This is a genomic window from Sphingopyxis solisilvae (assembly GCF_015475875.1).
Classification (GTDB): domain Bacteria; phylum Pseudomonadota; class Alphaproteobacteria; order Sphingomonadales; family Sphingomonadaceae; genus Sphingopyxis; species Sphingopyxis solisilvae.
The window spans coordinates 36,635-56,220 of record NZ_JADKYM010000018.1; the positions used below are offsets into that span (position 1 = coordinate 36,635).

18 protein-coding genes are annotated in these 19,586 nt (G+C 65.4%); 9 read left to right on the forward strand and 9 right to left on the reverse strand.

The window, feature by feature from the left end; genetic code table 11:
* Positions 1–80: 80 nt before the first annotated feature.
* Positions 81–2,444: a PAS domain-containing sensor histidine kinase gene (locus IR187_RS12690; RefSeq protein WP_194954978.1), complete on the reverse strand. Its 2,364-nt coding sequence runs from the start codon at positions 2,442–2,444 to the stop codon at positions 81–83.
* Positions 2,445–2,695: 251 nt separating this feature from the next.
* Positions 2,696–4,111, reverse strand: a complete 1,416-nt coding sequence (ahcY, locus tag IR187_RS12695; protein WP_194954979.1) for an adenosylhomocysteinase — start codon at positions 4,109–4,111, stop codon at positions 2,696–2,698.
* A gap of 391 nt (positions 4,112–4,502) precedes the next feature.
* Between ahcY and IR187_RS12700 the strand changes: the two genes are divergently transcribed.
* Positions 4,503–4,901, forward strand: a complete 399-nt coding sequence (locus tag IR187_RS12700; protein ID WP_194954980.1) for a hypothetical protein — start codon at positions 4,503–4,505, stop codon at positions 4,899–4,901.
* Here IR187_RS12700 and IR187_RS12705 read toward each other — a convergent pair.
* Complete coding sequence (locus IR187_RS12705) at positions 4,898–5,461, reverse strand: YqgE/AlgH family protein (protein WP_194954981.1); 564 nt, start codon at positions 5,459–5,461, stop codon at positions 4,898–4,900. The two genes, IR187_RS12700 and IR187_RS12705, sit on opposite strands and share 4 nt — an antisense overlap.
* 409 nt (positions 5,462–5,870) lie before the next feature.
* On the opposite strand from IR187_RS12705, the gene IR187_RS12710 reads away from it, so the two are divergent.
* The 3 genes from IR187_RS12710 to chrA all read left to right on the forward strand — a co-directional run bounded on the left by IR187_RS12710 (position 5,871) and on the right by chrA (position 9,373).
* Positions 5,871–6,353 carry a peroxiredoxin gene (locus tag IR187_RS12710; RefSeq protein WP_194954982.1) on the forward strand — a complete coding sequence of 161 codons (483 nt, stop codon included), beginning with the start codon at positions 5,871–5,873 and terminating at the stop codon, positions 6,351–6,353.
* 194 nt (positions 6,354–6,547) lie between these two features.
* On the forward strand, positions 6,548–8,032 hold the full coding sequence (locus IR187_RS12715) for an AMP nucleosidase (protein WP_194954983.1): 1,485 nt from the start codon (positions 6,548–6,550) through the stop codon (positions 8,030–8,032).
* Between the two features lie 159 nt (positions 8,033–8,191).
* Positions 8,192–9,373, forward strand: coding sequence for a chromate efflux transporter (gene chrA / locus IR187_RS12720; protein ID WP_194954984.1), 1,182 nt, complete (start codon positions 8,192–8,194; stop codon positions 9,371–9,373).
* A 10-nt stretch (positions 9,374–9,383) separates the two neighbouring features.
* Here chrA and IR187_RS12725 read toward each other — a convergent pair whose 3' ends face one another.
* On the reverse strand, positions 9,384–10,208 hold the full coding sequence (locus tag IR187_RS12725; protein ID WP_194954985.1) for a hypothetical protein: 825 nt from the start codon (positions 10,206–10,208) through the stop codon (positions 9,384–9,386).
* A gap of 92 nt (positions 10,209–10,300) precedes the next feature.
* Complete coding sequence (locus IR187_RS12730) at positions 10,301–10,783, reverse strand: SRPBCC family protein (protein ID WP_194954986.1); 483 nt, start codon at positions 10,781–10,783, stop codon at positions 10,301–10,303.
* 49 nt (positions 10,784–10,832) lie between these two features.
* Between IR187_RS12730 and IR187_RS12735 the strand changes: the two genes are divergently transcribed.
* Positions 10,833–11,192: an ArsR/SmtB family transcription factor gene (locus IR187_RS12735; RefSeq protein ID WP_194954987.1), complete on the forward strand. Its 360-nt coding sequence runs from the start codon at positions 10,833–10,835 to the stop codon at positions 11,190–11,192.
* A gap of 19 nt (positions 11,193–11,211) precedes the next feature.
* Here the strand turns inward: IR187_RS12735 and IR187_RS12740 are convergent, their stop codons facing one another.
* From IR187_RS12740 to IR187_RS12750, 3 genes are all read right to left on the reverse strand, one after another.
* Positions 11,212–13,056, reverse strand: a complete 1,845-nt coding sequence (locus tag IR187_RS12740) for a M2 family metallopeptidase (RefSeq protein WP_194954988.1) — start codon at positions 13,054–13,056, stop codon at positions 11,212–11,214.
* Between the two features lie 75 nt (positions 13,057–13,131).
* The gene (locus IR187_RS12745; protein WP_194954989.1) at positions 13,132–13,884 is read right to left on the reverse strand and encodes an alpha/beta fold hydrolase; all 753 of its coding nucleotides are present in this window, start codon (positions 13,882–13,884) and stop codon (positions 13,132–13,134) included.
* 42 nt (positions 13,885–13,926) lie between these two features.
* The gene (locus tag IR187_RS12750; protein WP_194954990.1) at positions 13,927–14,574 is read right to left on the reverse strand and encodes a 2-hydroxychromene-2-carboxylate isomerase; all 648 of its coding nucleotides are present in this window, start codon (positions 14,572–14,574) and stop codon (positions 13,927–13,929) included.
* 144 nt (positions 14,575–14,718) lie between these two features.
* Here IR187_RS12750 and IR187_RS12755 point away from each other — a divergent pair, with 144 nt between their 5' ends.
* From IR187_RS12755 to IR187_RS12765, 3 genes are all read left to right on the forward strand, one after another.
* On the forward strand, positions 14,719–15,165 hold the full coding sequence (locus tag IR187_RS12755) for a MarR family winged helix-turn-helix transcriptional regulator (protein ID WP_194954991.1): 447 nt from the start codon (positions 14,719–14,721) through the stop codon (positions 15,163–15,165).
* Entirely contained in the window at positions 15,165–16,274 is a 1,110-nt protein-coding gene (locus IR187_RS12760) for an HlyD family secretion protein (protein ID WP_194954992.1), read from the forward strand. The genes IR187_RS12755 and IR187_RS12760 overlap by 1 nt, the downstream gene beginning before the upstream one ends.
* A gap of 277 nt (positions 16,275–16,551) precedes the next feature.
* Positions 16,552–18,147: an MDR family MFS transporter gene (locus IR187_RS12765; RefSeq protein WP_194954993.1), complete on the forward strand. Its 1,596-nt coding sequence runs from the start codon at positions 16,552–16,554 to the stop codon at positions 18,145–18,147.
* 35 nt (positions 18,148–18,182) lie between these two features.
* On the opposite strand, the gene IR187_RS12770 is transcribed toward IR187_RS12765, so the two are convergent.
* Positions 18,183–18,440, reverse strand: coding sequence for a hypothetical protein (locus IR187_RS12770; protein ID WP_194954994.1), 258 nt, complete (start codon positions 18,438–18,440; stop codon positions 18,183–18,185).
* A 354-nt stretch (positions 18,441–18,794) separates the two neighbouring features.
* Here IR187_RS12770 and IR187_RS12775 point away from each other — a divergent pair, with 354 nt between their 5' ends.
* Positions 18,795–19,472, forward strand: a complete 678-nt coding sequence (locus IR187_RS12775) for a hypothetical protein (protein WP_228765916.1) — start codon at positions 18,795–18,797, stop codon at positions 19,470–19,472.
* Positions 19,473–19,586 lie beyond the last annotated feature (114 nt).

The following is a 19,586-nucleotide window of genomic DNA, read 5'->3' on the forward strand; positions in this document are numbered from 1 at the left end:
GTCGGCGCAATGTTGAAGGAGCGGGAGATGAATCCCTGCCTTCGCAGGGAAACAAGCAGAAAGGAGGCGGGCGAGGGTCGTCATACGCCCCGCGGCAAGCTGATGCGCACCAGCGTCCCCTGCCCCGGCTCGCTGACCACTTCCATCGTGCCACCGTGCGCGGCGACGAGCTGTCGCGCGAGCGCCAGGCCGATGCCGCCGGTCGCCGTTCCCGCCCGCTGGCCCTTAGCGACGGCGGTTGCGGTTTCGGGCATGCCGGGGCCGTTGTCCGATACGATAATATCGACCCCGCGCGCGTCGCCCGCGGCGTGGAGCAGGACCCGGCCACCCGATTTGCGGACCGGTGCGGTGTAGCGCACGGCGTTATCGAGCAATCCGGCGACGAGCCGCGTCAGGCGCGGCGCGTCACCCTCCACCTGCCCCAGATCAGAGGCGATATTCCCCACCAGTTCGACATTTTCGCTGGCGGCAAAAGACCTGGCACCGGCCAGCGCGACATCGAGCAGACGGGACAGATCGACCGGCGCGCGTTCGATCGCCAACGTCCCTGCCTCGCCCTGCGCGAGATCGAGCACATTGTCGATCTGGCGGCCGAGTACCGCGACCGAATCCATGATCGCATCGACATAGCCCTGCTGCTGGTCGCTGAGCTTGCCGGCATAGCCCGCCTGCAGCATCTCGCCGAACCCGCCGATCGAGGTCAGCGGCGTGCGCAGTTCGTAACTCATCCGCGACAGGAACGCGGTCTTGACCTTGTCGGCCGCCTCGAGCGCCTCGTTGCGTTCGCGCAGCGCCCCCTCCATCTTCCGGCTGGCGGTGATGTCGAGCATGATCAGCAGGGCGTTGCCGTCGGGCAGCGGGATCGACGCGAAATCGAAATGGCGGCCGTCGGCAAAGCGGATTTCGCCGACGCGCTGCTGGCGCTCCAGCGTCGCGGCGCGGATGACTTCCTGGACGATGCTGATCTGGTTGGGCTTGGCGAGCCGGTCGGCCAGCCCGCCCATCAGCGCATCGACGCGCGGATGCGCCGCCAGCGTGCCCTCGTCGACGCTCCACAGGCGGCGGAAACGCTGGTTCCACAAATGCAGCCGCCCGTCGGGCGCAAATACCGCGACCGCCTCGAACAGATTGTCGAAGGTCGCGGTGCGCACGCGCAGCAAGGTATCGCGCGCACCCGCGAGTTGCACTTGCTCGGTCCGGTCCTCGGCGATCAGCAACAGCCCGCCGTCGGGCGTCGGCTGCGCCACAACGTGCAGGTGGGTGCCGTCGCGGAGCAGCCAGTCCTCTTCGCTCGCCCCAGCTTGCGCGAACCAGTCGACATGCGCCTGCCGCCATTCGGGATAATCGCGCACCTCGGGCGTTCGTCCACCTTCGCGCCAGGCATCGAGCAGCCGCGCGAAAGGCCGCGCCTCGGCGACATCGTCGGCGCCCAGCGCGAACAGGCGGCGAAACGGCAGATTGGCAAAGGCCAGTCCCTGGTCGGGTCCGAATTGCGCCACTGCCGCCGACAAGCGGTCGAGCAATTCGCGCTGGGTATCGACGAAGCGGCGATGCGCGCCGCGTTCGCTCTCCAGTTCCTGAATGTCGATCGCATAGCCGGCAATGCCGATCACGCGCCCGCCGGTCGGCGCCAGCGGCACATCGACGACGCGCATGATCCGCCGCTCGCCCTCGATCGTCACCGGGATCGTGCGGACCTGCGCGCTGCCCGCAGCGCGCGCTGCGTCGGCCGCTTCGGCCGCGCTGACCCCGGCGACCGTCTCGCACAGCTCGATGCCGCCGTCGATGACCGCCACCGCCGACACTGCCTCGACCGCGCGAACATAGGCGGCATTGACCAGTGCCAGCCGCAATTCGGGATCGCGGAACCACATTGGAAAGGGCGCCGCCTCGATTAGTCCCGACAACGCCTCGAACGCCGCCATCGCCTCATCGCGTTCGGCGCGCGCTTCAGCCAGCGCGTGCTGGCCTTCGGTCGCGTCGCTCAGCCACAACAGCACGCTGCCCGGTCCGCCGACCGCCTGCGGCGCCGGGGCGCCATGCAGGATGATCGTGCGCTGGCTGCCCTGCGGCTTCAGGCTCAGCGTAAAGGGTTTTGCGCCGCGCTGCGCGCCAAGGATCGCCTGGCGCAACGCGTCATGGCCTTCGGCATCAAGGCCGGTGGACAACCCGCGCAATTCGTCGAAGCTGCGCGGCCCCTGCTCGAGTCCGAGCCAGCGGCCCAGCTTTTCGCTCGCCTCGATCCGCCAGTCGGCGCGGATAATGACCGGCAATTGTGGTGACGCCTCGACCAGACTTGCGAGCCGCTCGGTTTGCCCGGCGACAAAGGCAGCGCGCCGCTGCATCGCCACCCCGCGCCCGACCGCCCAAAGCCCGGCGAGCAGCCAGAGCGCGACGAACAGGCCGATCGCGAACAAAAGCGAAGGGGAAAGCGATCCGCTCATCCCCTTCTACGCTTCCGCTTTTCCGCCAACCGCCCAGTGCTCATGGTCGCCAGCCCTATAGGCGATATCGGCATGTTTCAATCGCGCGTCACTGCCGGTCACCGCACTTGATCGTCCGATGAGCTTACCATCCACAATTTAGTTATCGCGAGCGCAGCGAGGCAATCCAGCGCAGCTTACGCCACCCTGGATTACTGCGCTGCACCTGCAATGGCAAAAATGAGGCGGACGGGCAGCCCGCCTCTTCGAAATCAATAACGATAATGATCCGGCTTGAACGGCCCTTCGACCGGCACGCCGATATAGTCGGCTTGCTTCTGGGTCAGCTGGCTCAGCTTCACCCCCAGCTTTTCGAGGTGCAGCGCCGCGACCTTTTCGTCGAGATGCTTGGGCAGGACATAGACGTCGTTCTTGTACTGCTCGCTGCGCGTCCACAGTTCGATCTGCGCGAGCGTCTGGTTGGTGAAACTCGCCGACATCACGAACGACGGGTGGCCCGTCGCGTTGCCGAGGTTCACGAGGCGACCCTTTGACAGGATGATGATCTGCTTGCCGTCGGGGAATTCGACCAGGTCGACCTGCGGCTTCACTTCGGTCCATTTGTAATTGGCGAGCGCCGCGATCTGGATCTCGCTGTCGAAATGGCCGATGTTGCAGACGATCGCCATATTCTTCATCGCCGCCATATGTTCGGCGGTGATGACGTCGGCGTTGCCCGTCGCGGTGACGAAGATGTCCGAGCGCTTGACCGCTTCGTCCATCGTGACGACCTCGAAGCCCTCCATCGCCGCCTGCAGCGCGCAGATCGGGTCGATTTCGGTGACGAGGACGCGCGCGCCGCCGTTGCGGAGCGATTGGGCGGACCCCTTGCCGACGTCGCCGAAGCCGGCGACGGTCGCGACCTTGCCCGCCAGCATCACGTCGGTGCCGCGGCGGATCGCGTCGACCAGCGACTCTTTACAGCCATAAAGATTGTCGAACTTCGACTTGGTGACGCTGTCGTTGACGTTGATCGCGGGGAAGGGCAGCTCGCCCTTCTTGGCGATGTGATACAGGCGGTGGACGCCGGTCGTCGTTTCTTCCGACACGCCCTTGATCGCCTTGACGGTCTTGGTCAGGTAACCGGGGTTCGCGGCAACGAACGCCTTCAGCGCGCGCTGCATTTCGATCTCTTCCTCATTCTCGGGCGCCGGCATCGTCTCACCGGCCTCGAGCTTCGCACCCCACAGCGCAAACATCGTCGCGTCGCCGCCGTCGTCGAGGATCAGGTTGCACGTCGTGCCGTCTTCCACGCCCCAATCGAAGATGCGGCCGACATAATCCCAATAGTCGGCCAGGCTCTCGCCCTTCACCGCGAACACCGGCACGCCCGTCGCGGCGATCGCGGCGGCGGCATGGTCCTGCGTCGAAAAGATGTTGCACGTCGCCCAGCGGACTTCGGCGCCGAGCGCGGTCAGCGTCTCGATCAGCACCGCGGTCTGGATCGTCATGTGCAGCGAACCGGTGATGCGCGCGCCCTTCAGCGGCTGTGCCGCGCCATATTCGGCGCGCAGCGCCATCAGGCCCGGCATTTCGGTTTCGGCGATGTTGATTTCCTTGCGCCCGAAATCGGCGAGGCTGATGTCGGCAACGACATAATCACGGGTGTCGGCGGAGAGAGTGGCCACGGGATATTCTCCATTTGGCAAAACGACCGCAGGCGAGCGGCCACGAAATTATCGTGCGCGCCCTAGCCGAAACGCCACCGCCGATCAAATATAAACTTTTCTTTATATCGCATGCGAAGAACCGTCCGCCTGACCGCGGGGCACACGAATCGGTGGCGCAAAAAAGCACCGGACGCGAAAATAATTTTCGCGCGGCGCGATTGTGACAGTCGCGGCGGCCCGATTGTGACAACGAGTCGCCAAAGCCAAGATCATGAAAAATCTGACTTATAATGCGCCTAGCGATTAGCTTAATTTGCTTTTATGACATGAGTGTTACAAACACCCCGAAACATTGACAATTTTCGCAATGCGCGAGAAAATCACCCCAAGTTTTCGGGGAGATAGAAGAATGAAAAAATATCTGCTGCCGCTTGTTGCACTGGCGTTTACGAGCCCCGCCGCGGCGCAATCGATCATCGTTGTGTCCGGGCCGCAGACCGATTCGACCGCCCTGCCGGTGGCCTATGCCGAACTGAAAGCGGGCGACAACCATGGCGCGGTGGCCAAGCTGACCGGCGAAACCACCCTCGATGCGCGGGACCCGTCGCGGCTTATCAACCTCGGCACCGCTTATGCTCGGCTGGGTCGCACCGGCGAAGCCGCCGCTGCCTATGACGCGGCCATAGCCAGCCCGATCCGGTACGACCTTGAGCTCGCAAACGGCGACTATGTCGATTCGCGCTGGGCGGCGCGCACGGCGCTCGCAAATCTCAAACAGGATCGCCCGCTGCTGGCGCTCGCGCGCTAAGCCTCGCCGCCCTCGGTCGTCAGCAAGCGGGCGTCCACTCCCGCTTCGGCAAACGCCGCCTGCCAGCGTTCGGCGGGCGGCGTTTCAAAAAGCAGCGCATCGCTGCCCGGCGTCACATGCCAGCCGTGGCGCACCATCTCGCCCTCCAGTTGCCCCGCCGACCATCCGGCATAACCCAGCGCCACCAGCCAGCGCGACGGGCCGCGGCCCTCGCCGATCGCGCGCAATATGTCGTGCGAGCTCGATACCATCCAGCGATCGCCGACCTGCACCGCCTCCTGCCCGGCCCAGTCCATGCTGTGCAGCACAAAGCCGCGCGACGGTTCGACCGGTCCGCCGAGAAACACCGGCTGTTCCAGCGGATCGTCATGCGCGATGTCGAGCTGGTCGAGCACCGCGCCGACCGTCATCCCCGAAATCGGATCGGCGATGCCGATCCCCATCGCGCCCTCTTCGTCATGGCTGACCATCGCGATCACCGAATGTTCGAAGCGGGGATCGCCGATGCCGGGCAGCGCGAGCAACAACTGGCCGGTAAACCAAATGGGGTCTGTCTCCATCGCGCCATCATGGCGCTGAGGGACCGGGCGGTCCAGCATCTTTGGCGGGTGGAGATGGCTTTTGGGTGGGGAGCTGTCCTTGCCAATCCTCCCCGGAACGGGGAGGGGGACCAGCGAAGCTGGTGGAGGGGCACCATCGATTTTCCTTGCCGGTGCGATAGTGCGCCGCCGATCGGTCGCCGATAAATGGTGCGTCCCTCGCTCAGCGCTGCGTAAACCGCCTGTGCCCCTCCACCACCCTTCGGGTGGTCCCCCTCCCCCGTCGGGAGAGGATCGGCTATGGCAGCAACCAGTCGCAACCGGAAATCCCCAAAATCCTGCCCTCGCCCGCTCACCAACCTTGACTCCCGCCCCACCCGCCCCAATGTCTCGCCCGCTATCAATCCCCTCAACGAAAAGGATGCCGACCATGACGATCCAGCCCGGCGACAAGCTGCCCGACGCCACCTTTGTAAAGGTCACCGAAAACGGCCCCGAACAGGTCAGCACCTCCGATTATTTCAAGGGCCGCAAGGTCGCGCTCTTTTCGGTCCCCGGCGCCTTCACCCCGACCTGTTCGGCCAAGCATCTGCCGGGCTTTGTCGACAAGGCGGGCGAGCTGAAGGAAAAGGGTGTCGACGAAATCGTCTGCACCGCGGTCAACGATGCCTTTGTCATGGGTGCCTGGGGCAAGAGCGCCGGTGCCGGTGACGCGGTCACGATGCTCGCCGACGGCAATGGCGATTTCGCCGAAGCGGTCGGCCTGACGATGGACGGCAAGGCATTCGGCATGGGCAAGCGCGGCCAGCGCTTCTCGATGATCGTCAACGACGGCGTCGTCGAACAGCTCAACGTCGAAGCACCCGGCGAATTCAAGGTGTCGAGCGCAGATCATATGCTGGAACAGTTGTAAGAAGCTGATCCTCCCTGTGGCGCAGCCATGGGGAGGTGGCAGCGCGTAGCGCTGACGGAGGGGCTTTGGCGCAAGCGTCGTCGCCCCTCCACCATTCGCTTCGCAAACGGTCCCCCTCCCCATGGCTTCGCCACAGGGAGGAACTGTTGCCCGACCCCTTCCCTTTTGTCACAAATTCGTGCAACAGCGTCGCGATGACATCCTCATCGCAGAACCCCGACATCACCGACCCCACTGCCCTCGTCGAAGCGGTCATCGCCGAACTGCAGGACCGGTTCCGCGCCTCGGTCACCAACCTCAAATCCGCCATCGCCGCTTATGTCCGCGATCGCACCCTGCCGCCCGCCGACGCCGCAGCCACCGGGCTGTTCGACTATCCGGCAATCCGCCTGACCACCACCGGCGAACAGCGCGAGGGGCAAAAGGGGCATAATCTTGCGTTCGGCCAGTTCGAGCGCGCGGGCGAATTTGTCACCACCGTCACTCGCCCCGACCTGTTCGCCGATTATCTGCGCGACCAGCTTGGCCTGCTCGCGCGCCATTATGACATCACGCTCGAGGTCACGCGCACCGGGCAGCAGATCCCCTTTCCCTATGTGCTCGATGCCAGCGACGGGTCGGACATGGGCGGTGTCACCCCGCTCGAACTCGCGCGGCACTTTCCGACCACCGAGCTCGCCGACATCGGCGACGAGCTCGCCGACGGGCTGTTCGGCGCCGACCCCGCCAAGTCACAGCCGCTCGCGCTGTTCGATGCGCTGCGCACCGACTTCTCGCTCGCGCGCCTCCGCCATTACACAGGCACCGCGCCCGAGCATTTCCAGCGCTATATCCTGTTCACCAACTACCACCGTTATGTCGACGAGTTCGTATCATGGGCGGGGGCGCAGGTCGGGCAGGGCCGCTACACCGCGCTTGCGGGCGCCGCGGGGCTGTATGTCGACCAGCCGGGGGTCAACGCCAGCGCGCTCGTCGCCGACAGCGCGTGGCGGCGACACCAGATGCCTGCCTATCACCTGATCGCCCCCGACGGCGGCGGCATCACGCTGGTCAACATCGGGGTTGGTCCGTCGAACGCCAAGACGATCTGCGATCATCTCGCGGTGCTGCGACCCGAGGCATGGCTGATGATCGGCCACTGCGGCGGCCTCCGTCCGACCCAGCGGATCGGCGACTATGTCCTCGCCCACGCGTATCTGCGCGACGACCATATCCTCGACAGCGTACTGCCCCCCGAAATCCCGATCCCGCCGATCGCCGAGGTGCAACAGGCATTGGCGAGCGCGGCCGAGAGCGTGTCGGGCACCAGCGGCGCCGACCTCAAGAAACGGATGCGCACCGGCACCGTCGTCACCACCGACGACCGCAACTGGGAACTGCGCTATACCGACAGCGCGCTGCGTTTTTCGCAATCACGCGCGATCGGCATCGATATGGAATCGGCGACGATCGCCGCACAGGGATACCGTTTCCGTGTCCCTTACGGGACGCTGCTCTGCGTCAGCGACAAGCCACTGCACGGCGAACTCAAGCTGCCCGGTCAGGCGAACCGCTTTTACGAGGAAGCGATCGCGGCGCACCTCCAGATCGGCATCCGCGCGTGCGAAACGATGCGTGACGAAGGCGCCAAGCTGCACAGCCGCAAGCTCCGCGCGTTCAACGAGCCGCCGTTCCGGTAATGAATCGCTCGACCGGCGACGGCGGAAAACAAAAAACATTTTGGCCGCGCAGCACAAATCGTTAGGCTGGCTCCGCGGGCCGTGCGGACGCCCGTTCAGACGGCGTGCCGTCCAAGTTCCGCTCCACACGCCGCATGTGCGGCAAGGAGCGCGCTTGTCATGACGACCGAAGAATTTTCGCCACCCCGCCTCTCGCTACCCCGCCTTTTTCTTCGCTTTCTCCGTTTCGGGATGCTCGCCTTCGGCGGGCCCGTCGCGCAGATCGCTATGGTCAAGCAAGCACTGGTCGAGGAGGAACGCTGGATCTCGCCGGCGCGCTTCAACCGGCTGCTTGCGGTCATGCAGGTGCTGCCGGGGCCGGAGGCGCACGAGCTGTGCGTTCACCTCGGCATGATCGCGCGCGGGCGGATCGGCGGCCTGCTCGCCGGGCTCGGCTTCATGCTGCCGGGTTTCCTGCTGATGCTCGGCGTCGCATGGCTTTACCGCGACTGGATCGCCGGGTCGCCCGCGATGGGGCCGGTCTTTCTCGGCGCGCAAATTGTCGTCCTCGCCATCATCGCGCGAGCCGTGCAGCGGATCGGGGCGCATATCCTCGAAGACGCGCTGTTGTGGGTGATCGCCGGGGCGGCGCTGGCGGCCACGCTGGCGGGGGCCGTCTTCTGGATTCCGTTGGTTGCGGGCGGGCTGGTCTATGCCGTGGCCAGGCACCGCGCGGCGGCGGTTACGGTTGCCGTCGTGGCGGTCGTGCTGGCTGTTCTGCTGCCGGTCTCGGACCCCGCACCAATGACCGCCGCGGCGATGGGCGAGGCAAGCATCCTGGCGCTGTTCGTCGCCGGGTTGAAGGGCGGCCTGCTGACCTTCGGCGGCGCCTATACCGCCATTCCCTATGTCCGCGCCGACACCGCCGGCCGCGGCTGGATCAGCGATGCCAGCTTTCTCGACGGGGTGGCGCTGGCGGGCATGCTGCCCGCGCCGCTCGTCATCTTCGCAACCTTTGCCGGTTATATGGCGGGCGGTCTGCCCGGCGCGCTGGCGATCACGGCGGGGATGTTCCTCCCCGCCTTCGCCTTTTCGATGATCTTTTTCGAACGGCTGGAGGCGGTGGTCGAAAATCCGGCGCTGCACCGGCTGCTCGCCGGGGTCGCAGCCGCCGTCGTCGGGGTGATCGCGGCAACGCTGCTGCAACTCGGCTGGTCCACCACCGGGCGCGTCACCGATCCCGTAGTCGCGGCGATGCTGTTTCTTGCCGCTCTGGTCGTGGCGTGGCGCGTCAAGGGATCATTGGTTGCCCCCGCGCTGGTCCTCGCGGGGGGTCTGGCCGGTTGGGCTATGACGCCCTGATCGGACACGGCTATTTCTTGGTCGGTCGGCAATCCTTCAGCCAGACCGTCGACCGGCCATATTGCAACTGGTCGAACGTGCCGGTCAGTTCGACATGCTTGTCGGGTTTCAGCTGCAACGCATACACCGACTGCCCCGGGGCCAGCACACAATTGACCGAATAACCGGCCGATGCGCGGCCCGGAACGATGTCGGTCAGCACATTGGCCACCAGGCCCCACTCGACCCGGTAGCTGTCGCCGAGCGGCCCGACATAGGCAATCGGGCCATAAAGGGTGAACTGCCGCCCCTCGTACCGTTTTTGCACCACGGCATGATTCTTGTCGGCCTGCCCGGTGATGTCCTGTGAAAATCGCAACACGCTCATGCGGATCGGCGCGCCCGCGGCGCTGGTCGCGCCCAGTCCCTGGGCGGCCAGCGTCTCGCCCGCCTTGCCGCCTTTCAGCTGGTTCAAAATGCCGCACATTTCGGCCTTGGCCCCCGCTTCGGGCACCCCCATGCCGGCGCGCAACTTGGCCTCCATGCGGACATTGCCCGCGCCGTCGGCAGCCACTTCGATCGGGAAGGGTCGCGACTTGCCGGTGGCGGGCGGCTCGATCAGCATCGCCCCGCTCGCGGGTTCGGCGGCCAGGATGGCATAGCCTTTTGCGGCGACGATGCCATTGATCTGTCCCACCGCGCTCGCCATGCTCATGTTCGGCACCGTCGTCGTCGCGACAAAACGCAGGCCGGTCACCGGATTACCCGTTTTGACGAATCCGTCCTCGCAGGTCGCCGCCTGCGCCGTTCCGGCGCCAACAAACAGAGCGGCACTGGCCAGAATCACGCGCTTCACAGGGGTTCCTTTCGGTTACGGGGGAAGCTCCCATCGCCGAAGTCGCGGCTTGAAACCAGCCGGAAAAATGTACCAGGTATCCCGTGACGGGATCAGCGATACATGTCCTCGCGCAAGTGAATCCCGTGCTCGATCCACACCTTGAGCGCGCACAGCATCTGCGACCAGCCCTGGCAATTGCCGTAGGAAGCGCTGAGCGCGCCCTGATTCTCGCGCCAACCCTCCTCGGCGATCTCGACCAGCGTGCGGCCATCGTCGAGCGCCTTGAAGCTCATCGTCACGCGGGTGCGGTAATCGGCATCCTGCAGGTCGCCGCCGTCGACATTGGGTGCTTCGCCCTCGCTCGCCTGCCATTCGAGCACGATTTTTTCGTCTGGCACGACCTCGATCACATAGACCGGAAAGGCACCGGGAAAATCATGGAAGTCCCATGTCACCGTCGCGCCGGTTTCCAGCCGGCCCTTGGCACCGCCGGTGGTAAAATATTCGGACAGTTGCGCCGGATCGGCAACCGCCTCGAACACCTGATGCACCGGCTTGGCGATCCGCGCCGCCACCCGAAATTTCAGTTCCATTTTTCATTCTCCGCTTGAGTCGCAGTTCATTATGTTATATTTTTATAACATGTCAATTCACGATAAGTTCGATGCGACCTTCAAGGCACTGGCCTCGCCAGTGCGTCGGCAGATTTTGGACGATCTCAAGGATCAGCCACTGACCACGGGCGCGCTGTGCAGCCATTTCGCCGACATCGACCGCTGCACGGTGATGCAGCATCTCAAAGTGCTGGAGGAGGCGGGGCTGGTGATAGCCGAACGCCGCGGCCGCGAACGGTGGAACCACCTCAACGCGATGCCGATTCAGGATATCCACGACCGCTGGATCGGCCCCCATGCCGCCGCCGCCAGCGCCCGGCTGGCACGGTTCAAACAGGCGGTCGAGGCGCAAAAAATTGGCCGGGAAGCGAACTCCCCGGCCGAATGATGTCGTCAAACGCTACGGCTCACCACCCCTGCGGCTTGCCCTTGTTCTGCTCGTCCAGCCACGCTTTCAGCGGCGCGAAATAGTCGGCCATCGCCTTGCCCGACATCTCGCGGCTGCCGGTAAAGGCTTCGAGCGCGTCGGGCCACGGCTTCGACGCCCCCATTTCGAGCATCGCATTCAGCTTCGCGCCGACCTCCTTGTTGCCATAGAAGGAACAGCGATGGAGCGGGCCGGTCCAGCCGGCCTGCTTGCACGCCGCTTCGTAGAACTGGAACTGCAGGATACGCGCGAGGAAATAGCGGGTGTAGGGGGTGTTGCCGGGGATGTGGTATTTCGCACCCGCGTCGAAGGCATTCGCCGGCCGCTCGCCCGGCGGGACGATGCCCTGATATTGGGTGCGCAGCTGGGTCCAGGCGCGGTTGTAATCGGCTGGCTTAATCGTGCCGTCGAACACGCCCCAGCGCCAGCGATCGACGAGCAGGCCGAACGGCAGGAACGCCACCTTGTCCATCGCCTGCCGCAAGAGCAGGCCGATATCCTTGTCGGCGCTCGGCACCTTCGCGGTGTCGAGCAGGCCGATATCGACGAGATATTGCGGGGTGATCGACAGCGCGACGAAATCGCCGATCGCTTCGTGGAAGCCGTCATTGGCGCCGTTCAGGTAAAGAAACGGCTGATCCTTGTACGCCCGCTGATAATAGTTGTGACCAAGCTCGTGGTGGATGGTGGTGAAGTCGTCGGCATTTACCTTGATGCACATCTTGATGCGGATGTCGTCCTTGTTGTCGATATCCCAAGCCGAGGCGTGACACACGACTTCGCGGTCGGCGGGCTTGGTGAACATGCTCCGCTTCCAGAAGGTTTCGGGCAGCGGCGCCATGCCCAGTGACGAATAGAAATTCTCGCCGATCTTGACCATGTCGAGCGGCGACTTGCCTTGCGCAGTCAACAGCTCGCCAACGTCATAGCCGAGGTCACCCGACCCCGCGGGCGCAACGAGCGGGTAGATATTGCCCCATTCCTGCGCCCACATATTGCCCAGCAGGTCGGCGCGGATCGGGCCGGTCTTGGGCTGCACTGCATCGCCATATTTCTCGTTGAGTTTCCAGCGCGTATAGGTGTGAAGCGCCATATAGAGCGGTTTTACTTCCTGCCACAGCCGCTCGGTCGTCTTGGCGAAATCCTCGGGCGACATGTCGTAGCCCGAGCGCCACATCGCGCCCGTATTGGCAAAGCCCAGTTCCTGCGCGCCTTCGTTGGCGATCGCGACCATCCGGGCGTAGTCATCCTTCATCGGGGCGCCGACATTGTCGTGCCAGCTCGTCCACATTTCGGCGAGTTCGGCGGGCGTCCGCTCGATATTGCCCATCTGCTCCTCGATATCGGAGCCCGAGATTTCCTTGCCGTTCAGCGTCCCGCGGCCCTTGCCATATTGCGATTGCAGCGCGGTCGCGATCCGGTTGAGTTCGGTTGCGGCGCCCTTTCTGGTCGGTGCAGGCAGGACTAGGCCCGTGCGCAACATGTCCAGCTTGCGCCGGGTATCGGCGCTGAGGCCGGGAACATCCTTGTACTTTGCCGCCTCAAGCGCATATTTCACCGATTTCTCGGTGCCAACGGCGTTGATCCGCGCCGCCATCGCGTCGGTATCTTCGGTGATATAGGTACTGTTGACCCAGTTTACCTGGCTTGCCTCGACGGTATAGTCGAACAGATCCTTTTCGGCGGCGGCGACAAAGGCATCCGCTTCGGCGGCGGTGGGTTTCGCGGTTTTCGCGCTGGCGGCCGGTTTCGGATCAGCGGCCATCACCGGCGCGGTCAGCGCGAGCGACAAGGCCAGCGACAAGCTGGATATCATGGCTTTCATGGGGTGCGTCCTCTGAACTGTTCCAAGGCGCTCTTCGGCGCGATGGGAACAGCTAGGCGCTTGCTGCGAGTCCGGTCAAGCGGTCAGGAACGCGGTGATTGCCGCGCCCAGTTCAGGCTCGGTCACGCTCGACATATGGGTGCCCGGGATCGTCGCGAGCGTCGCGTCGGGCAATATCGCGACGAGCTCTTCGGCGGATCCATTATCCTGATCCTGCTCGCCGCACACGACAAGCACCGGCATCGTGAGCGCCGCGAGTGCTTCCGGCGGGGTGTCGGTGAAGCTGTCGAGCAGATGTCCGGCGGCAATGCGGTCGACCCTCATCGTCTTCATGAACTGGATCGACAGCCAGGTGTCGTCGCCGCGCTTGGCCGTTTCATATTCGGCGATCGCGCGCTTGAAAAAGGCGCCGCGCCGCTGCCAGCCCGCGAGTCCCGCCAACCCCATGCCGCCCAGGATCAGCCTCCGCGGCTTCATCCCCGCGACGACCGCGCGGACGCTGGTGCGGGCGCCGAGCGAAAAGCCGCCGAGATCGAAGTCGGTCAGCGCCAGATGCGCGACCAAATCCTCGAGATCGCGCACCAGCACGTCGGGAGGATAATGCTCCTCCTCATGCGGCGCGTCGCTCGACCCGTGGACGCGCAGGTCGGGCATGATCACGCGGTAACCCTCGGCCGCGATTCGCGCCGCAGTGCCGAACTTGATCCAGTTGACCTCGCCGCTCGAGAACAAACCGTGGAGCAGCAGCAACGGCCGACCCTCGCCCGTTTCGCGCCACGCCAGCCGCACGCCGTCGCGCGCTTCGAAAAATTGTGGGTCGTTCGTCATGCCCCGGCTATGCCCGTGCAGCGGCCGGTTGGGCAAGGCCGTTCAGCGCGGGCGGAGACCCTTTTGCTCCATGCGCCAACGCGCCATTTCGATGCGGTCCTGCCCGAAAAAGGGCTCACCGTCGAACACCAAAGTCGGGACGCCCCAATGACCGGCGATTTCGAGTGCGACCTGGTTCGCCGCGATCTCGTTGTCGAGCGCCGGCGCGTCGCGCTCCGCCTCGGCGTCGAGTTCGGCGAGGTCGAGCCCGGCTCGTTTTGCGGCGCCGGCCAGATGGTTGCCGAGATGCCAGTCGGTCGCGCCGCCCCAGATCAGCTGCGCCGCTTCATGCGCGAACGCCAGGCTCTTGCCGCGGCGCGACGCTGCCTGACCGAGGCGGGTGAGGCGGTAGATATAGGGTTGGTCGGCGGCGATCTCGCGCGTCATGACATTCTGGACGATCGGGTCGGGGCGCGGCGGGCCGAAGGGAATGCCGTGAAACTGCGCGACGCGGATCATGTCGCGCATCGTGTAGCTGAGCCAATTGGGGTGGTTCCGCTCGAAAAAGTCGGGCTGGCGGATCGCGAGCGGATAGACGGGGCGCAGGTTGATCGTCACGTCGTGGCTGGCGGCGAGCGCGCGGTAGCGGCCGATGGCGAGGTACGAATAGGGCGAGCGGAACGACCAGAAGAGGTCTGCGGTCAAGGTCATGACGCCATCCTGCGGAAATCACGCCGCTTTGCAAGCATTGTCGGAGAAATTTACACCAAGACGGATCGTTTTCGCGGAAGTTGTCGAAGTTGTCACCTGGTCGATCCCTTGCAGTTAATAGCAGTTGCTATTATATCGCATGCCATGAGTGATACGATCGGATTTCTGCTGAACGATAGCGCGCGGCTGTTCCGCCGCGCGTTCAACGCCCGCACCCGCGACAGCGGCATCACCGCACTGCAATGGCGGCTGCTGATTTATTTGCGCCGCCACGAAGGGATCCGGCAAGGGCCGCTGGCTGAACTGATCGAGGTCGAGCCAATCACTCTGTCGCGAATGATCGACCGGCTGGAAGAGGCCGGACTGGTCGAACGCCGCGCCGACCCGAGCGATCGCCGCGCCTGGCTGCTCTATCTGGCGCCGGGCGCCGACGAGCTGTTGACCGCGATGCGCGCGACGACCGACGCGCTGAACGCGGAGGCGACCGAGGGGCTGACCGCGGCCGAGCGCGACCAGCTGGCGGCGCTGGTCGAGCGCGTCCGCGCCAATCTGTCGCGCCGCGAATGCCTGAAAGAAGAGGAGGCCGCCTGATGGACCAGCTGTCACCCGCGCGCCGTGCCGCCGATGACACCAAGCCGGCGCCGCAGGCCGACCCGGTGCCACCCCCCGCCGCTGCGGCAACGCGCGAAACGCCGAAATGGCGCACCCGCCTGCTGATGTTCGGCCTGCCGGCGTTACTGATTGCCGGGGGCGCCGGCTGGTGGCTTACCAGCGGCGGGTCGGTGTCGACCGACAATGCCTATGTCCAGATGGACAAGGTGTCGGTCGCCGCCGAAGTGGGCGGCCGGATCACCGAAGTGGCCGTGCGCGACGGGCAGCAGGTCGCCGCCGGGCAGTTGCTGTTTCGCATCGACGGCGAACCCTATGCGCTGAGCGTTGCGCAGGCGAATGCCGCGATCGATGCGGCGCAGGTCGAGCTCGGCAATCTGGCGGCAAGCGCCCGCACGTCGAGCGTCGATATCGCCGCGGCGCGCGAGGATGTCGCCTTTGCCCAGGTCAATTTCGAGCGGCAGGCAGCGCTGATGGAAAAGGGCTTCACGACCCGCGCCGCCTATGACGCGTCGCGCCACGCGGTCGCGCAGGCGCGCGAGCGGGTGCGGCAGGCCGAGGCCGCCGCCGCCGAGGCGCGCACCAAGCTGGCCACGGGTCCGGCGAGCGGGGTCAACCCGCAGGTCGAAGCGGCTCGGGTCCAGCGGTCGCAGGCGCAGGTGAATCTCGCCCGCACCACCATCCGCGCGCCGAGCGCCGGTCGCGTCGCGCAAGCGGACCGGCTCCAGATCGGCCAGATGATGGTCGCGGGGCTGCCCGCAGTGACGCTGGTCGACACCGCGCATCCGTGGGTCGAGGCCAATTTCAAGGAAACCGACCTCGCCGATATGCGCGTCGGGCAGCGCGCCGAGGTGACGTTCGATGCCTATCCGGGGCTGAAGGTACGCGGCCATGTGCTGACCATCGGCGCCGGGACGGGCAGCGAATTTTCGGTGCTGCCGGCGCAGAATGCGACCGGCAATTGGGTCAAGGTGGCGCAGCGGGTGCCGGTGCGGATCGCGTTCGACGAAAAACCGGCGCGCGAGATGATCGCGGGGCTGTCGGCGGAGGTGCGGGTGTTTACGAGCGGCGGTGCGGTGAAGGGGGAGTAGGGGTGGGCTTGGCGTCCCCCAAGCGCGTCATTGCGAGCGAAGCGAAGCAATCCAGAGCTGGCGTAAACCGCTCTGGATTGCTTCGCTTTGCTCGCAATGACGAGGATATGGGTACTGAACTTAGAGACGTATCCTCCCTGTGGCGCAGCCATGGGGAGGTGGCAGCGCGCAGCGCTGACGGAGGGGCTTTGGCGCCGCCGTCGCTGCCCCTCCACCCCTTGCTTCGCAAGCGGTCCTCCTCCCCATGGCTTCGCCACAGGGAGGATTGGGTTTAGCCATGGCCTCCCGCTCCCTCCCCCTTCCCCGCCGTCCCGCCGCCACTGCGCTGCCCGCCAACGACAGCATCCCGCTGCACGAACGTGTCCGCCATCGCGCGCTGCTGACCGTTGCGGTGATGGGCGCGTCGATCATGCAGATCCTCGATACGACGATCGCCAATGTCGCGATCCCGCATATGCAATCTGCGCTGGGCGCGACGAGCGAGACGGTGACGTGGGTGCTGACCAGCTATATTTTGGCAAGCGCGGTCGCGATGCCGATTACCGGTTGGCTGGCCGACCGGATCGGGCGGCGCGAATTGTTCCTGATCGCGATTTTCGGCTTCATCGTTGCATCGATGGCGTGCGGCGCGGCACAGTCGCTGGAACAGATGGTCGCCTTCCGCTTTTTGCAGGGGGTGTTCGCCGCCTTTATCGGCCCGCTGTCGCAATCGGTGATGCTCGACATCAACCCGCCAGAACGCCATGCGCGCGCGATGTCGATCTGGGGCATGGGAATCATGATCGGGCCGATCGTCGGCCCCGTGCTGGGCGGCTGGCTGACCGAGCAGGCGAGCTGGCGGTGGGTCTTTTACGTCAACCTGCCGTTCGGGCTGCTGACGCTGGCGCTGATGTGGGCGCTGTTGCCCGCGACGCGCAGGACGGACCGGCGGTTCGACCTGTTCGGCTTTTCGATGCTCGCGCTAGGGCTGGCGGCGCTGCAACTGATGCTCGACCGCGGCGCGCATGCCGACTGGTTCGACAGCGTGGAAATCTGGATCGAATGCGGCGTCGCGGTCGCGTGTCTGTGGATATTCGTCATCCATATGATGACCGCCAAGGCGCCGCTGTTCGCCCGCGCGATGCTGGCCGACCGCAATCTGGTCACCGCGATGGGGTTCATGGTCGTGGTCGGGGTGGTGATGTTCGCGTCGATGGCGCTGTTGCCGCCGATGTTGCAGAATCTGTTCGGCTGGCCGGTGATCGACACCGGGCTTGCGCTGGCGGTGCGCGGCATCGGCATTTTGATGAGCATGGCGGTCGCCGGGCGCCTGCTGGGCAAGGTCGATCCGCGCTGGCTGGTTGGGACCGGGCTGGCCATCGCCGCCTTTTCGCTGTGGCAGATGAGCCACTGGTCGTTGAACATGGGGATGGAGCCGGTGGTTGTCAGCGGGCTGATCCAGGGGCTGGGCATGGGGCTGATCTTCATTCCGCTCAACACCATGGCCTTCGCGACGATCGCACCGCAGTTTCGCACCGACGCATCAAGCCTGCTCAATCTGTTCCGCAGCCTGGGCGCGTCGGTGGGCATTTCCATTGTGACGACCTTGCTGGCCACCAATTTGCAAACGAGCCACGCCGACCTGTCGGCGCATGTCACGAGCAGCTCGGTCAGCATCATCGACCCGTCGACCGCCGACCGGTTCGGCATCGCGGGCGAGACCGCGCTGGCGATGGTCAATGCCGAGATCAACCGGCAGGCGGCGATGGTCGCCTATATCGACGATTTCTGGGCGATGATGTGGATGACGCTGGCGGCGGTGCCGCTGGTGCTGTTGCTGCGGCCGCCGGGGGCAGCGGCGCCCAAGGCGTCGGCGGCGGATATGGGGCATTAGGTTGAGGCTGGTTTGGGGTGGGAAGCTGACGTTTGCTAGACCGCCGTCTCTTTCGCCTTTGCCTTCGCTTTCCTCTGCATAAACGCAACTGGGGCAGCGATCAAAAGCGCACCGATTGCTGAGGCAATAATCCGCGGACCGTTCGGTAAAAATCCCAGCACGGCCAGATGTAGCACCGGTAGTGCGAACAGATAGGTCAGCAGCGCATACGCCTTCGCGCGCCAAAGCAAGGCGAGGCCTATCAAATATGAGGCGAACGCTAATCCGCCCGCTGCGAGAGCGATGAAACTCATGGCCCCATCATAGCCGAAAGTAATATGTCCACAATCGGTCGAAAGTCGACGTTAGCCCAATTTTCGTCATCCCGCCGAAGGCCGGGGTCTCGCCGGTGCTGAAATCCGAGCGGGCGAGATCCCGGCCTGCGCCGGAGGGAAACAGCGAGCCCACGTCGACCAGCCGCCCGTCCGACGCCCCCCGCCCTTGTCAACGACCCGCCACCCCCCTATCCCCGCGAACCGTGCCTTCGCGCACCCGCCGGGTGCCGCCACCAAAGATCACTTCCGCTGCCCCCTGCTCCCGCCACCCCTTATGTCGCACAGCTCAGCATCGGCGCGGGGCGGCGGGCGATTGCGATCGGCCTGGCGCTGTTGATCCCGGCGCTGTTGCTGTTGATGCTGGTGGCTTTTGGGCTGCAAAAGCCGGTACCGGTCAAGGACCAGTCGGTCAGCGTGGTGAGCATCGCCGCGCCGCGGGCCGCGGACGAGGTAGCCGAAGCGAGCCCGCGTGCGAGCGAGCAAGCCGAAACCCCGCCGCGGCCCGAGCCCCCGACACCCGACGAACCGGTGCCGCCGAAAGCCGCCGAGCCGCTCGCCGCACCGACGCCGCCCGCGCCGCCCCAGCCCGTGCCACCGCCGCCGACCGTCCCGAAGATCGGGGTGCGTCCGCCGGGCGGACAGGTTTACGGGCCGCCCAACACGGGGAGTGCTTCCTCATCCTATCGCGACACCGAACGGGTGGGGACAGCGCCGAATGGCGAGCCGCTCTATGCCGCCGCCTGGTACCGCGAGCCGAGCGACGGCGAATTGCGCGGATATTTATCGACCGCCGACGGCCCCGGCTGGGGCCTGATCGCGTGCCGCACCGCGCCCGATTACCGGGTCGAGGATTGCGTCGGGCTGGACGAATATCCCAACGGATCGCAGATCATGCGCGCGGTGCTGGCCGCGGCGTGGCAATTCCGGGTGCGGCCCCCGCGGCTGGGCGGCAAGCCGATGGTGGGGGCGTGGGTGCGGATCCGGATCGATTATGGGGTGCGGCGGCGGTAGGTGGTGGGGAGTGGCTCAGCCGATCCTCCCTGCGGCGAAGCCGTGGGGAGGGGGACCGTCGCCGCAGGCGATGGTGGAGGGGCAGCGACGGCAGCGCCAAAGCCCCTCCCCCTG

Excerpts from the sequence above, each read along its gene's own strand:
- IR187_RS12690 (WP_194954978.1), bottom strand. The coding sequence starts at position 2,444 with ATGAGCGGATCGCTTTCCCCTTCGCTTTTGTTCGCGATCGGCCTGTTC.
- IR187_RS12700 (WP_194954980.1), top strand. The coding sequence starts at position 4,503 with ATGAAAAAATATCTGCTGCCGCTTGTTGCACTGGCGTTTACGAGCCCC.
- IR187_RS12705 (WP_194954981.1), bottom strand. The coding sequence starts at position 5,461 with ATGGAGACAGACCCCATTTGGTTTACCGGCCAGTTGTTGCTCGCGCTG.
- IR187_RS12710 (WP_194954982.1), top strand. The coding sequence starts at position 5,871 with ATGACGATCCAGCCCGGCGACAAGCTGCCCGACGCCACCTTTGTAAAG.
- IR187_RS12715 (WP_194954983.1), top strand. The coding sequence starts at position 6,548 with ATGACATCCTCATCGCAGAACCCCGACATCACCGACCCCACTGCCCTC.
- chrA (WP_194954984.1), top strand. The coding sequence starts at position 8,192 with ATGACGACCGAAGAATTTTCGCCACCCCGCCTCTCGCTACCCCGCCTT.
- IR187_RS12730 (WP_194954986.1), bottom strand. The coding sequence starts at position 10,783 with ATGGAACTGAAATTTCGGGTGGCGGCGCGGATCGCCAAGCCGGTGCAT.
- IR187_RS12735 (WP_194954987.1), top strand. The coding sequence starts at position 10,833 with ATGTCAATTCACGATAAGTTCGATGCGACCTTCAAGGCACTGGCCTCG.
- IR187_RS12740 (WP_194954988.1), bottom strand. The coding sequence starts at position 13,056 with ATGAAAGCCATGATATCCAGCTTGTCGCTGGCCTTGTCGCTCGCGCTG.
- IR187_RS12745 (WP_194954989.1), bottom strand. The coding sequence starts at position 13,884 with ATGACGAACGACCCACAATTTTTCGAAGCGCGCGACGGCGTGCGGCTG.
- IR187_RS12750 (WP_194954990.1), bottom strand. The coding sequence starts at position 14,574 with ATGACCTTGACCGCAGACCTCTTCTGGTCGTTCCGCTCGCCCTATTCG.
- IR187_RS12755 (WP_194954991.1), top strand. The coding sequence starts at position 14,719 with ATGAGTGATACGATCGGATTTCTGCTGAACGATAGCGCGCGGCTGTTC.
- IR187_RS12760 (WP_194954992.1), top strand. The coding sequence starts at position 15,165 with ATGGACCAGCTGTCACCCGCGCGCCGTGCCGCCGATGACACCAAGCCG.
- IR187_RS12765 (WP_194954993.1), top strand. The coding sequence starts at position 16,552 with ATGGCCTCCCGCTCCCTCCCCCTTCCCCGCCGTCCCGCCGCCACTGCG.
- IR187_RS12770 (WP_194954994.1), bottom strand. The coding sequence starts at position 18,440 with ATGAGTTTCATCGCTCTCGCAGCGGGCGGATTAGCGTTCGCCTCATAT.